The following is a 13,724-nucleotide window of genomic DNA, read 5'->3' as shown; positions in this document are numbered from 1 at the left end:
CGGTGAGGGGTGAGCGGGTGCGGCAAGAGGAGTGGTGCGTCCAGTGAGCAGGGCGGCTGTTTTTGGTACGGGCTCGTGGGGCACCACGTTCGCGATGATCCTCGCCGAGGCGGGCACCACCACGACCCTGTGGGGCAGGCGGGCGCAGATCGTCGACGCGATCAACGAGACCCGGGAGAACCCGGAGTACCTGCCGGGGACGCGGCTGCCCGACACCCTCCGCGCGACGACCGACCCCGCCGAGGCGATGGACGGCGCGGACTTCGTGGTCCTCGCCGTCCCGTCCCAGACGCTGCGCGCCAACCTCCAGGGGTGGAAGCACCACATCCCGCCCGGGGCGGTGCTGGTCAGCCTGATGAAGGGCGTCGAACTCGGCACCTGCAAGCGGATGAGCGAGGTCGCCTGCGAGGTGGCGGAGGTGCCGGCGAGCCGGGTGGCCGTGGTCTCCGGGCCCAACCTGGTGCCCGAGCTGGCCCGGCGGCAGCCCGCCGCGGCCGTCGTCGCCTGCACCGACGAGGAGGTGGCGGACCGGCTGCAGGAGGCGTGCCACCTGCCGTGGTTCCGGACGTACACGAACCCGGACGTGGTCGGCGTCGAGCTTGGCGGCGCGGTCAAGAACGTCATCGCGCTGGCCGTCGGCGTCGCGGCCGGCATGGGCCTGGGCGACAACGTGCGCGCGACGCTCATGACGCGCGGGCTCGCCGAGATCGCCCGGCTGGGCGCGGCGCTCGGCGCCGACCAGCACACCTTCGCGGGCCTCGCCGGCATGGGCGACCTCGTCGCGACCTGCACCTCGCCGCTGTCGCGCAACCGGACCTTCGGCGAGAATCTGGGCCGCGGGATGACCATGGCCGAGGTCGTCGCGGCCACGAAGCAGACCGCCGAGGGCGTCAAGTCGTGCGAGTCGGTGCTCGAACTGGCCAGGAAGCACGACGTGGAGATGCCGATCACCGAGGTGGTCGTGGGGGTCGTCCACGACGGCATGACTCCGGGCGAGGCCGCCGTGCTGCTTATGTCCCGCACGCCGAAACCGGAGCGCTACGGCGTCTGACCAGGCGTCCGGCTCTCCGAGGCGCGCGGCTGACAAGCCGTTATGCCCCTCGAACACGGTAGATTCGGGCATCATGAATGAGGATCGCGAGTCCCCGTCACGCGTGCGCGTGGCAGTCGTCTTCGGCGGGCGCAACTCCGAGCACGCCGTCTCGCTGATGGGCGCGGGCAGCGTGCTGCAGGCCATCGACCGGACGAAGTACGAGGTCGTCCCCATCGGCATCGCCCAGGACGGGCGCTGGGTGCTGGCCTCCGGCGGCCAGACGTACGCGATCGAGTCGGGCCGCCTGCCCGTCGTGGACGACTCGGGCACGGCGCTCGCGCTGCCGGGGGATTCCGGCGCGCTCGTGGCCCTGGAGCCCGGCGAGATCCCGCGCTCGCTCGGGCAGGTGGACGTCGTGTTCCCGGTGATGCACGGCCCGTTCGGCGAGGACGGGACCATCCAGGGCCTGCTGGAGATGGCCGGGGTCCGTTACGTCGGCTCGGGCGTGCTGGCCAGCGCGGTCGGGATGGACAAGGCGTACATGAAGCTCGTCCTGCGCGTGGCAGGCCTGCCGGTCGGCCCGTTCGTGGTCGTCCGGGACCGCGACTGGCGCCTCGACCGCGGCCGGGTGCTGAAGGAGATCGAGGAACTGGGCTGGCCGGTGTTCGTCAAGCCGTCCCGGGCCGGGTCGTCGCAGGGGATCTCCAAGGCGCACGACCCCGAGTCGCTGGAGCTGGCGATCGAGCGGGCCCGCGAGCACGACCCGAAGGTGCTGGTCGAGGCCGCCGTCGCCGGCCGGGAGATCGAGTGCGCCGTGCTGGAGTCGCCGGACGGCGCCGCTCCCGAGGCCAGCGTCCCCGGCGAGGTGCTGGTGCGGGGCGACCGCGAGTTCTTCGACTTCGAGGCCAAGTATCACCCCGGCCAGATGGAGCTCCGGGCCCCCGCCGACATCCCCGCCGAGGCGGCCGAGACGCTGCGGGCCATGGCGGTGCGCGCGTACGAGGCGCTCGGCTGCGAGGGACTGTCGAGGGTCGACTTCTTCTACACGCCGTCCGGCGAGCTGATCGTCAACGAGATCAACACCATGCCGGGGTTCACCTCGCTGTCGGTCGCGCCGCAGCTGTGGGCCGCCACCGGGCTGCCGTACGCCGACCTGGTGGACCGCCTGATCCAGCTCGCCCTGCGCCGCCCCGCCGGGCTGCGCTGACCGTGCCGTCCCGACGGCTCGCGCTGACCGTGCCGTCCCGACGGCTCGCGCTGACCGTGCCGTCCCAGGCGCCGGCTAATCGGGGACGTTCCGCTTGACCGGCTCGGCGAGATCGACCAGCACCGCGGCCGGTTGGTGGCTCTTGGCGATCGTGACCTCGACGTACGCCACCCGGTTGACCGAGGTGAACAGCGTCGGCAGCCGGGGGTCCTGGAACCAGCCGACGCCGTTGACGTCGACGACCTCGGCCGTGGGCTCCATCGCGGCCGGGCGGGGCACGCCGCAGCGCAGGGCGATCTGGCCGTCGCCCCAGACGGCGACGTACGGCGAGGGCGGCTCGGACTCGGCCCGGCCGAGCCCGTCGAGCGTCCCGGGCAGGGCCGCGCCGAGCCTGCGGCAGGCCGCGGCGGCCTCGCCGGCCGGCGAGGGCGGCTCCACGTGGATGGTCGACGAGCAGGCCGTGAGCAGGGCCAGCGTCAGACCCGCCGCGGCCGCGGCCGTGCCCCTCGCCACGCGCATCGTCCCCCCGGTCGGTTCGCGGTCAGATGTGGACGATCGGACACGTCAGCGTGCGGGTGATGCCCTGCACCGCCTGGATCTGGGCCACCACGAGCTTGCCGAGTTCGTCCACGTTGCCGGCCTGGGCGCGGACGATCACGTCGTAGGGGCCGGTCACGTCCTCGGCCTGTGTCACCCCAGGGATGGAGGAGATCTCCTCGGCCACGTTGGCCGCCCTGCCGACCTCGGTCTGGATAAGGATGTAGGCCTGCACCATGATGCCCTCCGGGTAGAGATCAGTGCCGGAGCGTAACCGTACCTCGGATGCACAAGGGGTGTGCCATCACAGTCGGAGAACTGGGCGAATTCGGAGTAATTCAGCGAATATCAGGACGGCTTCCTCAGGGCGCGGCCGTACTGCTGGGCCCCGGTGACGACGCCGCGATCCTGCGCGCGCCCGACGGCCGGGTGGTGGTGAGCACGGACCTTCTGGTGGAGGGAAGGCACTTCCGCCGCGACTGGTCGGGCGGCTACGACATCGGCCGCAAGGCGGCGGCGCAGAACCTCGCCGACATCGCCGCCATGGGAGCGGAACCCACCGCGCTGGTGGTCGGGCTCGGCCTGCCCCCGGACGCCGCCGCCGACTGGCTCGACGCGCTGACCGACGGCTTCCGCGACGAGTGCGACCTCGTGGGCGCGACCGTGGCGGGGGGCGACGTCACGCGATCGGAGAGCGTCGTGCTCGGGGTGACCGCGCTGGGAGACCTCGGCGGACGGCCGCCGGTGACCCGTGCGGGCGCGCGGCCCGGGGACGTGGTCGCGGTGGCCGGCCGCCTCGGCCACGCGGCGGCGGGTCTCGCCCTGCTCACGGCGGGGGCCGGCGCCGGCGCCCCGGAGTTGCGGGAGCTTCTTGAGGCGCACCGGCGCCCCCGGCCGCCGTACGCCTGCGGGCCCCGGGCCGCGCTGCTCGGCGCGACGGCCATGCTCGACGTGAGCGACGGCCTGCTGCAGGACCTCGGGCACGTCGCGGAGGCCTCGGGAGTGGCCGTCGCCCTGGACGCCGCCGCCCTTCCCGTGGCGGAGGTCCTGGCCGCGGCAGCCGGCGAGCTGGGAGCAGACCCGCTGGAGTGGGTGCTGACCGGCGGCGACGACCACGCGCTCGCCGCGACCTTCCCTCCCGCCGTACGGCTGCCGCCGGAGTGGACGGTCATCGGCCAGGTCGAGCGGGGTCACGGCGTACGCGTCGACGGGCAGGTCCGGGCCGTGGGCGGATGGGATCACTTCCGTGAATGAAGTGAAATTTGTGACATAGGTGTATCAGATCTGTTATTAAGTATGGCGGTCGGCGACAGAGAGGACCGCCATGGGCCGTCATGCGGCAGGACGAAGCACCGGAGAAGGCACGCTCGCCCCACCCGGGGAGGGGGCGCCGGTCGTGGGTGAGCCCGGTGACCCGGAGCCGGGGCCGGGCACCAGGACCTTCGCCGCGCTGTCTCCCGAGAGCCTCGCCTCCCACGACGACGACCCTCCTCGTGGCTTCCTGGGCTCCGGCTGGAACGACCGGCCGGAGCCGCCGAAGCGCCTGCGGCGGGTGGCGCTGGTGTCCGGCCTGTCGGTGCTGCTGGCCGTCGGTGTGACGACGGGCGGGGTGCGCCTGATGGCCGGGCGGACCACGCTGACCGCAGAGCCGGCCCGGCAGGCCTGCGCGTCCGCCGTGGACTGTGCCGTGACCGGTGCTCCCTCTCTCGGCGCTGGGGCGCCGCAGGAGACCGGCCCCGCTCCCCAGATAGGTGACGCGGCAGGCGACGCCGCCGGTGACGCGGAGGGCGGGACGACGGGCGGCACGGCCGGGGACGGAGCCGCGGGGGACGGAGCCGCGGGGGACGGAGCCGCGGGGGACACGGCGGGAGACGGAGCCGCGGGCGGCCGGACCGGCGAGGACCCGGCGCGGGGCGACACCGGTCCAGGCACGCCCCCCGGCCCCGGCGCCCCGCCTGTCTCCCAGCCGGCGGCCGACCCTGTCCCGGGCGCCGGGCAGGGGCGCACCCAAGACAAGGCCCGTGCCTCCACCTCTCCCAAGGCGCGTGCCACGTCGCCCGCCGGGCACCGGAGCGGCGCGGGTTCCACGCCCGCCGGCGTCGGCGCTCCCGCGACGGCCGACGCCCCGGGAACGGACGGCACGACGGACGGCACGACGGACGGCGCGGACCCGGGCAGCCCGGCAACCTCCGGCACCTCGGAGCCGGGCGGGCCGGACTCGGGCTCGCCGGACTCGGGCGGGGAGGCCCCGCACACCGACTCGGCCGCCGCGCCGGGTGACGGCGCCGTCCGCGTCACGTACGCGGTGACGGGCAGGCGCGGCGCGGCCTACACGGCCCGGCTCGCCGTCCGCAACGAGGGCCCGGCGCTGTCCTCCTGGACGCTCCGGCTGCCGGTAGGCGGGCGGGTGATCGCGGTGCGAGGAGCCGCCCACTGGGAGCAGCAGGGAGACACCCTGGTCGTCACCGGAGAGCCGCTCGGCGAGAGCGGCGAGATCGGCGTCGTCTTCGACGCCGAGGGCTCCTCCCGCGCCCCGGCCGAATGCGCGCTCGCCGAGGGAACCTGCGCCGTCGCGAGCGACTCCCGCCACCACCGCTGACGCCCGCGCCCAGATCCCGTGCCCCGGTCCCGTGCCCCGGGGCTGGGCGCTCGTCTCGCATCACCGCCGCCGGGATGTCGCCGGTGGGTGACGCGATGGGCGCCGGGAAGTGTGTCGCCCGGGCCGTGCGTGCCCGGCCCGTCCCTGCTCGCGAAGGGGCGCGGCCTACGCCAAAGGGGACCTGGTTGGATGGACGCTATGACCACCCCACCACGTGTTCTGACGATCGCGGGCTCCGACTCCGGCGGCGGAGCCGGCATCCAGGCCGACCTGAAGACCATGCTGGCCCTCGGCGTACACGGCATGAGCGTGATCGCCGCGGTGACGGCGCAGAACTCGCTGGGCGTCCAGGGCTACTGGGAGCTGCCCCCGGAGGCGGTGCGCGCCCAGCTCGACTCGGTCCTCGGCGACATCGGAGCCCAGGCGATCAAAACGGGCATGCTGGCCTCGCCTGCGCTGGTGGAGACCGTCGCCGAGGTCCTCGCGGGCGTCGCCGTTCCCGTCGTGGTGGACCCGGTGGGCGTGTCCAAGCACGGTGACAGCCTGCTCCGGCCGGAGGCCGTGGAGACCGTCAGGAGGACGCTGCTGCCCACGGCGACCGTGGTCACCCCCAACCTGTGGGAGGTCGAGCAGCTCACGGACGTCAAGGTGGAGGACGAGGCCGACCTGCCCCGCGCCGCCGAGGCGGTGCTGGCGCTCGGCCCGAAGTGGGCGCTCATCAAGGGAGGGCACCTGCCCGGCGAGCCGGTCGACCTGCTGACCGACGGATCGGCCGAGCACCGCTTCACCGCCGAGCGGCTCGACAACCGGCACACCCACGGCACCGGCTGCACGCTCGCCTCCGCCATCGCCTCCTACCTCGCCCTCGGCGAGGACGTCCCCGGCGCCGTACGGCTCGCCAAGGAGTACGTCACCGGCGCGATCGCGCACGGGTTCCCGCTGGGCGCGGGCATCGGCCCGGTCGACCACGGCTGGCGCCTGCGCCCCGCTTCCCGCTGACCGCGAGGCCCGCCGGGCAGGGCGGAGGAGGCCCGCGCCGCCGGTCAGAGCAGGCGGCCGAGAGGGTCGTGGGCGAGACGGCGCAGGACGGCCGCCACCTCGGCGGCCTTGGGCTCGGGGCGCGTCCCGGACTCCACCGCGTCGGCGAGGGCGGTGAGCTCCCGCGGAGGCAGCAGGGCGCCGTTCATATCGCGAAGGCGCAGCTTGATCCGGGGGCCCGAGGGGCCCTGGGCGACCAGCAGGGGAATCCGCCGCCCGGTGTGCCGCCTCCCCTCGCCACCCGGTCTCCGCTCGTACTCGGGCTCGGAGTCCAGCCACACGTCCGCGGTCGCGAGGTCGGCGCTGCCGCTCGTGAACGCGCCCTGCACGTCGAGTACGGAACCGGTCAGGCGGGCGCCGTACCTGATCGTGCGCAACAGGACGGTCGCGATCGTCCCCACGGCGGCGAGCGCGATCAACGCCACGACCGGCATGACGAAACCCGGGCTCGCCCCGTCGGCCGCGTTGAGGGGATCGGGGCCGGCGAAGACCTCGTCCGCCACCTTGAGGAACACGCGCGCGCCCACGCCGGAGATCACGAGGAACACGGCCGCCGCCACCGTCGCCGCTGTCTTCTGACCGGTGGACGCGCCTACGCTGAGGGGAATGCTCACATGATCCACGTTAGCCCGCATCGGGTGTGCGGGCACGCGAAAGCCCGCCACCGGCATGGGTGACGGGCTCCGGCGGGATCGTCAGCAGGTCAGCGGGTGACCTTGCCCGCCTTGATGCAGGAGGTGCAGACGTTCATCCGCTTCGGCGTCCCGTTGACCACCGCGCGCACGGTCTGGATGTTGGGGTTCCAGCGGCGGCGGGTGCGGCGGTGCGAGTGGGAGATGTTGTTGCCGAAAATCGGCTTCTTGGCGCAGACGTCGCAGACGGAAGCCACGGTAATCGCTCCTTTGAATCAGTCGATCGGCCCGGCGCCGGTGCAGCGGCTCATCCGAGCAATGCCGGGACAACCGGCTGGCCACACGAGGATATCCGATGTGCGCCGGTCCACGCCAAACGGGAGCCCGGCGAACGGGGATAGTCTCGTACCCGCCAACGGTAGCGCATCGCGGGGCCGGAGCGCGCGGAAGGAAGGACGGCGGATGCTCAAGGAGCTCGATCCCCCCGCCGTACGGCGCTGGTCCCGGCACTGCGCCACGTCACTCGGCCGGGCCAGGGCGGAGATCGACGCGCTCAACGTCTTCCCCGTGCCGGACGGGGACACCGGGACGAACCTGCACCTCACGCTCTTGTCCGCGGCCGACGCGCTGGACGTTCTTCCCGTCGGCGCGGACGCCGGCGCCACCTGGGCGGCGCTGGCCCGCGGGGCGCTGCTCGGCGCGCGGGGCAACTCCGGCGTGATCGTCAGCCAGGCGCTCAAGGGCCTCGCCGACACGCTCGGCCCGGCCCGGGGCGACGGCGCCGACCTGCGCGCCGGCCTCGCGAGGGCGGCCGAGACGGCCAGGGCGGCGGTGGCCAGGCCGGTTGAGGGCACCCTGCTCACCGTGCTGTCCGCCGCCGCGCGGGCCGTACGGGACGCGCCGGACGACCTGGCCGCGGTGGCCCGCCTCGCGGCGGAGGAGGCGCGGCGGGCGCTGCGCCGCACGACCGGGCAGCTCGACGTGCTGTCCCGCAACGGCGTGGTCGACGCCGGCGCGGCCGGGCTGGTGATCGTCCTGGAGAGCCTGGCCGAGGTGGTGATCGAGGCGTACAGCGAGCGGCACGAGGTGCCCGCCCCGGCCGGTCGGGTCGTGCCGGAGGCGCGCGTCAGGCCCGTGCCGGAGGCGCGCGTCCGGGTCCTGCCGGAGGCGGGCGGATGGATCGCGCCGGAGGCGACCGGGCGGCACGCGGACGGCCCCGGGTACGAGGTCATGTACCTCCTGGACGCGGGCGCGGGCGAGGTGAGCCGGCTGAGGGCGGAGCTGGACGCGCTCGGGGACAGCCTCGTGGTCGTCGGCGGGGAGGGCCTGTGGAACGTCCACGTCCACGTGGACGACGCGGGCGCGGCCGTCGAGGCCGGGCTCCGGGCCGGGCGCCCGCACCGGATCAGGGTCACCTGGCTCGGGGCGCGGCCGCACGAGCCGGGCCCGGTCAGGGGAGTGGTGGCGGTCGCCGCCGGAGACGGCCTGGCGGGCCTGTTCGCGGAGGCGGGCGCGGTGGTCGTACGGCGCGAGCCGGGGTCGGTTCCGCCGGTCGCCGCGCTGGTGCGGGCGATCCGCGACGCCGGCGCGGAGGTCGCGGTGCTGCCCAACGACGCCGCCGTGTACGACGTGGCGGTCGCCGCCGCCGAGATCGCCAGGGAGGAGGGCGCGACCGTCAGCGTCCTGCCCACCCGGGCCTCCGTGCAGGGCCTCGCCGCGCTGGCCGTGCACGATCCCCTCCGCCGGTTCGACGACGACGTCGTGGCGATGACCGACGCGGCCGGGCACACCCGCCACGGGCACGTGTGGGTGGCCGACCGCGCGGCGGTGACCAGCGCGGGCCTGTGCCGTCCCGGCGAGGTGCTCGGGGTGGTGGACGGGGAGGTCGCGCTGATCGGCGCGGACCTGGCCGCGACCGCGGTCGAGGTCGCCCGGCGCCTGGTGTCGGGCGGCACCGAGATGGTCACGCTGGTCATCGGCGCGGGCGCGCCGCCCGAGGTCCCGCGGGCCGTCGAGGACGACCTGGAGCGGACGCGGCCCGACCTCGAGATCGTCGTGTACGAGGGCGGGCAGGGCGGGTATCCCCTCCTGATCGGCGCGGAGTGAGCCCGATTGTCGGCCGGTACGGGTAGTAATGAGTGTCGTGACGAGCTTCGACGAGCCGCTCAAGAAGGCGGTCGGCAGGTCCGCCGCCCCGCTGGAAAGCGCGCTGGGCATCAGCACGGTCGGCGAACTGCTGCGCCACTATCCGCGGCGCTACGCCCAGCGGGGTGAGCTGACGCCGATCGCGTCACTGGAGCACGACGAGCACGTGACCGTGGTCGCCAAGGTGTCGTCCGCGGTCCGCAGGCCGATGAAGAACCGGCAGGGCACCTGGCTCGACATGGTGGTGACGGACGGCAGTGAGCGGCTGCACCTGGCGTTCTTCGGCAAGGGCGCCTACGTCGCCGAGCAGCGGCTCCCGCCGGGCACCGAGGCGATGTTCTCGGGGAAGGTCAACGTCTTCGTCGCCGGGAAGTCCCGGCGCGTCTCGCTCACCCATCCCGAGTACGAGTCGTTCGACGAGACGGCGGAGACGGCCGAGGAGTTCGCCTCCGCGCTGGTGCCGATCTATCCGTCGGGCCAGGGACTGCCGAGCTGGAAGATCCGCCGGGCCGTGCAGACCGTGCTCGACGTGCTCAGCCTGGACGACCCCGTCCCCGGCGAGCTGCGGGAACGGCTGGGCCTGCTGCCGATCGAGGACGCGCTGCGCCTGGTCCACCGGCCGCGCGGTCAGGGGGACGTCGCGCGGGCCCACGACCGGCTGAAGTTCGACGAGGCGTTCGTGTTGCAGGCCGTCCTGGTGCGGCGGCGGATGGCCGCCTCCGCCTGGGCCGCCACGCCCCGCGCCCGGCGCGAGGGCGGGCTGCTCGGGGAGTTCGACAAGCGGCTGCCGTTCGAGCTCACCGAGGGGCAGCGACAGGTCGGCGAGGAGATCGCGGCCGACCTCGCCCGCGCCCACCCCATGCACCGGCTCCTGCAGGGCGAGGTCGGCGCGGGCAAGACCGTGGTCGCGCTGCGCGCGATGCTCCAGGTGGTCGACTCCGGCGGCCAGGCCGTACTGCTCGCTCCCACCGAGGTGCTCGCCCAGCAGCACCACCGGTCGATCGTGGCCATGCTGGGCGATCTCGCGGCCGGCGGCATGCTCGGCGGCACCGCGGTCGCGCTGCTCACCGGGTCCATGGGCGCGGCGGCGCGGAGGAGCGCGCTGCTCGACGCGGCCTCCGGCACGGCCGGCATCGTGATCGGCACCCACGCCGTGCTCCAGGAGCACGTCCAGTTCTTCGACCTCGGGCTGGTCGTGGTCGACGAGCAGCACAGGTTCGGCGTCGAGCAGCGCGACGCGCTGCGGGAGAAGGGCGGCGGCGGGCGGCCCCACGTGCTGGTCATGACGGCGACACCGATCCCGCGCACGGTCGCGATGACCGTGTTCGGCGACCTGGAGGTCTCCACGCTGTCCCAGCTGCCCTCCGGCCGCGCTCCCATCACCACGCACGTGGTGCCCGCCGCCGAGAAGCCCCACTACCTCGACCGGGCGTGGCAGCGGGTCCGCGAGGAGACCGGCCTCGGCCGCCAGGCGTACGTGGTGTGCCCGCGCATCGGCGACCAGGAGGGCGACGAGGGCGACCTGGCGAAGGCCGACGACGAGCGCCGGCCGCCCCTGGCGGTGCTCGACGTCGCGCGGACGCTCGCGGAGGGTCCCCTCGCCGGGCTGCGGATCGAGGCGCTGCACGGCAAGCTGGCGCCCGAGGACAAGGACGCGGTGATGCGCGCCTTCGCCCGTGGGGAGATCGACGTCCTGGTGGCGACCACGGTCATCGAGGTCGGCGTCGACGTCCCCAACTCGTCGGTCATGGTCATCATGGACGCCGACCGCTTCGGCGTCTCCCAGCTGCACCAGTTGCGCGGCCGGGTCGGGCGGGGCGGCCTGCCCGGGCTGTGCCTGCTGGTGAGCGAGGCGCCGGAGGGCACCGCGGCGCGCCGCAGGCTCGACGCCGTGGCGACGACCCTCGACGGCTTCGAGCTGTCCCGGGTCGACCTGGAGCAGCGCCGGGAGGGCGACGTGCTCGGCGCCGCCCAGTCGGGGCGCAGGTCGTCGCTCAGGCTGCTGCAGCTGCTGCGGGACGAGGACGTCATCGAGGCCGCCCGCGCCGAGGCGACCTCGCTGCTGGCCGCCGACCCCGGGCTGTCGGGCCATCCGGCGCTGCGTGCCGAGATCGACGCCCTGGTCTCCGACGAGCGCGCCGAGTTCCTGGAGAAGGCCTGACCGGCCCGATCGGGGCGCCGGCCTCGGTGGAGTGCATGCGGAGGAGCGGGGTCGGAGGACCAGGGATCCGGCGGCGCGGGCTTGACGGGAGCCGAGGGAGACCCGGGGAAGCCGGGAAAGCCGGGGGAAGCCGGGGAAATTGGAACGGGCGCCGTGCGAACACGACGCCCGTGTGACGACCCAGAGCCCGGCTCAGGGGACGGCCTCCCCCCGAATGCCGTCCCCGGCCGGGCCCGCCTCCGGGTCAGGTGCCGGAGGCGCCGACGTGCGGAAGGGCTCACGATCACGCCGGCCGGCCTCCCGCTGGGTCACCGTGGAGGCCGCAGAACTCATGATGCTCATGGGACGGACCCCGCGATACGGCTCTTACCCTTTCCTCGCCGCCGCTTGCCCACTCTTGACCCGGCGACGCGGGCCCGTCCCCGGCGTGCCGCGGCGGGCGGGACAATGAGGACGTGACGCGGGTGATCGCAGGGACGGCGGGGGGCCGCAGGCTGGCCGTCCCGCCGGGGAGATCGACCAGGCCGACGAGCGACCGCACCCGGGAGGGCGTGTTCGCGACGGTCGGCTCCACGCTCGGGCCGCTGGACGGGACGCGGGCGCTCGACCTCTACGCCGGGTCGGGCGCCGTCGGCCTGGAGGCACTGAGCCGGGGAGCCGCCCACGCGCTGCTGGTCGAGTCGGACGCCAGGGCCGCGCGGACGATCAGGGAGAACATCGCGTCGCTCGGCCTGCCGGGGGCGTCCCTGCGGGCCGAGAAGGTCGAGCGGGTGGTCGGCCGCCCGTGCGAGGAGCCGTACGACTTCGTCTTCGCCGACCCGCCCTACGCCGTCTCGGGCGAGGCCGTCTCGCGGGTGCTCGCCGCGCTGCGCGACAACGGCTGGCTGGCGGAGGGCGCGCTGGTGGCCGTGGAGCGGGAGTCCCGGGGTAAGGACCTGGTGTGGCCGGAGGGATTCACCGAGGACAGGGTCCGCCGGTACGGCGAAGCGGCCGTTTGGTACGGTCGCGCCGCCGGGAACCCGTGAATCTATGGGGGTGCGCGTTGCGCCGCGTCGTCTGCCCGGGGTCGTTCGATCCCGTCACCAACGGACATCTGGACATCATCGGCCGGACGTCACGGCTGTACGACGAGGTCGTCGTGGCCGTGTTGATCAATATCGAGAAGCACAGCCTGTTCACCGTCGACGAGCGCATCGAGATGCTCCAGGCGGTGACGAAGGAGTACGGCAACATCCGGGTCGAGAAGTTCCACGGGCTGTTGGTGGACTTCTGCAGGCAGCAGGGCATCCCGGCCATCGTGAAGGGCCTGCGGGCGGTCAGCGACTTCGACTACGAGCTGCAGATGGCCCAGCTCAACTACCGGATGTCGGGGGTGGAGACGCTGTTCATGTCCACCAACCCGGAATACTCGTTCCTGTCGTCGAGCAGGCTCAAGGAGATCGCCCGGTACGGCGGCGACGTGTCGGGCCTGGTCCCCGACCTCGTCCACCAGCTGCTCAGCGAGCGGCTCAGAGGCTGAACGGGGCTGGTATTCTTGCCTTTCAGCCTTGCACGACGGCGGTGATTCGCCATGCCTAACGAGAGCAGGATGAGTCTGCGCAGCCTCGATCCCCGAGCCCCCTGGGTGATTTCCACCCACGATCTGGGACGCCGACCGGGATCGATGCGCACCCTCACCCCGACCCTCCCGGCGCCGGTGGACCTCGCGGTCGGAATGATCGGCGTTCCCAAGGACGCCGACGTCGAGCTGGACATCCGGCTCGAGGCGGTGATGGAGGGCGTGCTCGTGACGGGCACGGCGCAGGCTCCCCTCACGGGGGAGTGCTCGCGCTGCCTGGACCCGTTGACCTCGGAGATCGAGGTCGGCTTCCAGGAGCTCTACTTCTACTCGGCGGAGGACGCCCGAGAGGACGATCTGCTCCTCGACGGCGAACTGCTCGATCTCGAGCCGGTATTCCGTGACGCGGTGGTGCTCGCACTACCGCTGAGCCCGGTGTGCGGTGAAGACTGCCCCGGTCTCTGCGCGGAGTGCGGAGCCAGGCTGGCGGAGGCCGGCCCGGACCACCGGCACGAGACGATCGACCCCCGCTGGGCGGCGCTGCAGGGTTTGGCAGAGGAACAGAAAGACGATCAGGAGGGTTGACGTGGCCGTCCCCAAGCGGAGAATGTCGCGGAGCAACACCCGCGCCCGCAGGTCCCAGTGGAAGGCGGCGGCGGTCGCACTCGTGAGCTGCCCGCAGTGCCGCTCGCCCAAGCGCCCGCACGTCGCGTGCCCGACCTGCGGCACCTACAACCGCCGTCAGGTCGTCGAGCCGTCGGCCTGATCGCGCGCGAGCTGCCGCGACCGCGGCTCGGAGACCCGTCTCCGGGCC

General features: G+C 73.8%; 15 protein-coding genes. 11 read left to right on the top strand and 4 right to left on the bottom strand.

Annotation, left to right across the window (positions count from 1 at the left end; all coding sequences use genetic code 11):
* The first annotated feature begins 43 nt into the window (after positions 1–43).
* Positions 44–1,051: an NAD(P)H-dependent glycerol-3-phosphate dehydrogenase gene (locus tag OG344_RS02175; protein ID WP_405086742.1), complete on the top strand. Its 1,008-nt coding sequence runs from the start codon at positions 44–46 to the stop codon at positions 1,049–1,051.
* Positions 1,052–1,124: 73 nt separating this feature from the next.
* Positions 1,125–2,240, top strand: coding sequence for a D-alanine--D-alanine ligase family protein (locus OG344_RS02170; RefSeq protein WP_405086741.1), 1,116 nt, complete (start codon positions 1,125–1,127; stop codon positions 2,238–2,240).
* Between the two features lie 75 nt (positions 2,241–2,315).
* Here OG344_RS02170 and OG344_RS02165 read toward each other — a convergent pair whose 3' ends face one another.
* Both OG344_RS02165 and OG344_RS02160 read right to left on the bottom strand, forming a co-directional pair.
* Positions 2,316–2,759: a DUF3515 domain-containing protein gene (locus tag OG344_RS02165; RefSeq protein ID WP_405086740.1), complete on the bottom strand. Its 444-nt coding sequence runs from the start codon at positions 2,757–2,759 to the stop codon at positions 2,316–2,318.
* Between the two features lie 22 nt (positions 2,760–2,781).
* The gene (locus OG344_RS02160; RefSeq protein ID WP_405086739.1) at positions 2,782–3,015 is read right to left on the bottom strand and encodes an Lrp/AsnC family transcriptional regulator; all 234 of its coding nucleotides are present in this window, start codon (positions 3,013–3,015) and stop codon (positions 2,782–2,784) included.
* Positions 3,016–3,062: 47 nt separating this feature from the next.
* Here OG344_RS02160 and OG344_RS02155 point away from each other — a divergent pair, with 47 nt between their 5' ends.
* From OG344_RS02155 to thiD, 3 genes are all read left to right on the top strand, one after another.
* Positions 3,063–4,031, top strand: a complete 969-nt coding sequence (locus tag OG344_RS02155; protein WP_405086738.1) for a thiamine-phosphate kinase — start codon at positions 3,063–3,065, stop codon at positions 4,029–4,031.
* Between the two features lie 142 nt (positions 4,032–4,173).
* The gene (locus OG344_RS02150) at positions 4,174–5,376 is read left to right on the top strand and encodes a hypothetical protein (protein WP_405086737.1); all 1,203 of its coding nucleotides are present in this window, start codon (positions 4,174–4,176) and stop codon (positions 5,374–5,376) included.
* A 189-nt stretch (positions 5,377–5,565) separates the two neighbouring features.
* Positions 5,566–6,375 (top strand): bifunctional hydroxymethylpyrimidine kinase/phosphomethylpyrimidine kinase, encoded by an 810-nt coding sequence (gene thiD, locus OG344_RS02145; protein WP_405086736.1) that lies wholly within the window; start codon positions 5,566–5,568, stop codon positions 6,373–6,375.
* A gap of 44 nt (positions 6,376–6,419) precedes the next feature.
* Here thiD and OG344_RS02140 read toward each other — a convergent pair whose 3' ends face one another.
* Positions 6,420–7,028 (bottom strand): hypothetical protein, encoded by a 609-nt coding sequence (locus OG344_RS02140; protein WP_405086735.1) that lies wholly within the window; start codon positions 7,026–7,028, stop codon positions 6,420–6,422.
* 89 nt (positions 7,029–7,117) lie between these two features.
* Complete coding sequence (gene rpmB / locus OG344_RS02135) at positions 7,118–7,303, bottom strand: 50S ribosomal protein L28 (RefSeq protein ID WP_030506042.1); 186 nt, start codon at positions 7,301–7,303, stop codon at positions 7,118–7,120.
* Positions 7,304–7,508: 205 nt separating this feature from the next.
* Here rpmB and OG344_RS02130 point away from each other — a divergent pair, with 205 nt between their 5' ends.
* The 6 genes from OG344_RS02130 (at position 7,509) to rpmF (ending at position 13,676) form a co-directional block, all read left to right on the top strand.
* Positions 7,509–9,152 (top strand): DAK2 domain-containing protein, encoded by a 1,644-nt coding sequence (locus tag OG344_RS02130; protein WP_405086734.1) that lies wholly within the window; start codon positions 7,509–7,511, stop codon positions 9,150–9,152.
* A 37-nt stretch (positions 9,153–9,189) separates the two neighbouring features.
* Entirely contained in the window at positions 9,190–11,352 is a 2,163-nt protein-coding gene (gene recG, locus OG344_RS02125; RefSeq protein WP_405086733.1) for an ATP-dependent DNA helicase RecG, read from the top strand.
* Between the two features lie 455 nt (positions 11,353–11,807).
* Positions 11,808–12,377, top strand: a complete 570-nt coding sequence (rsmD, locus tag OG344_RS02120) for a 16S rRNA (guanine(966)-N(2))-methyltransferase RsmD (protein WP_405086732.1) — start codon at positions 11,808–11,810, stop codon at positions 12,375–12,377.
* A 17-nt stretch (positions 12,378–12,394) separates the two neighbouring features.
* Positions 12,395–12,871 (top strand): pantetheine-phosphate adenylyltransferase, encoded by a 477-nt coding sequence (gene coaD, locus OG344_RS02115; RefSeq protein WP_327047559.1) that lies wholly within the window; start codon positions 12,395–12,397, stop codon positions 12,869–12,871.
* 69 nt (positions 12,872–12,940) lie between these two features.
* On the top strand, positions 12,941–13,495 hold the full coding sequence (locus OG344_RS02110) for a YceD family protein (protein ID WP_405086731.1): 555 nt from the start codon (positions 12,941–12,943) through the stop codon (positions 13,493–13,495).
* A gap of 1 nt (position 13,496) precedes the next feature.
* Complete coding sequence (gene rpmF / locus OG344_RS02105; protein ID WP_111698173.1) at positions 13,497–13,676, top strand: 50S ribosomal protein L32; 180 nt, start codon at positions 13,497–13,499, stop codon at positions 13,674–13,676.
* Positions 13,677–13,724 lie beyond the last annotated feature (48 nt).

Origin of the sequence: Microbispora sp. NBC_01389, assembly GCF_045040095.1 — a bacterium.
In the GTDB taxonomy this organism is placed as follows: domain Bacteria; phylum Actinomycetota; class Actinomycetes; order Streptosporangiales; family Streptosporangiaceae; genus Microbispora.
This window is presented reverse-complemented; position numbering and strand designations above follow the sequence as displayed.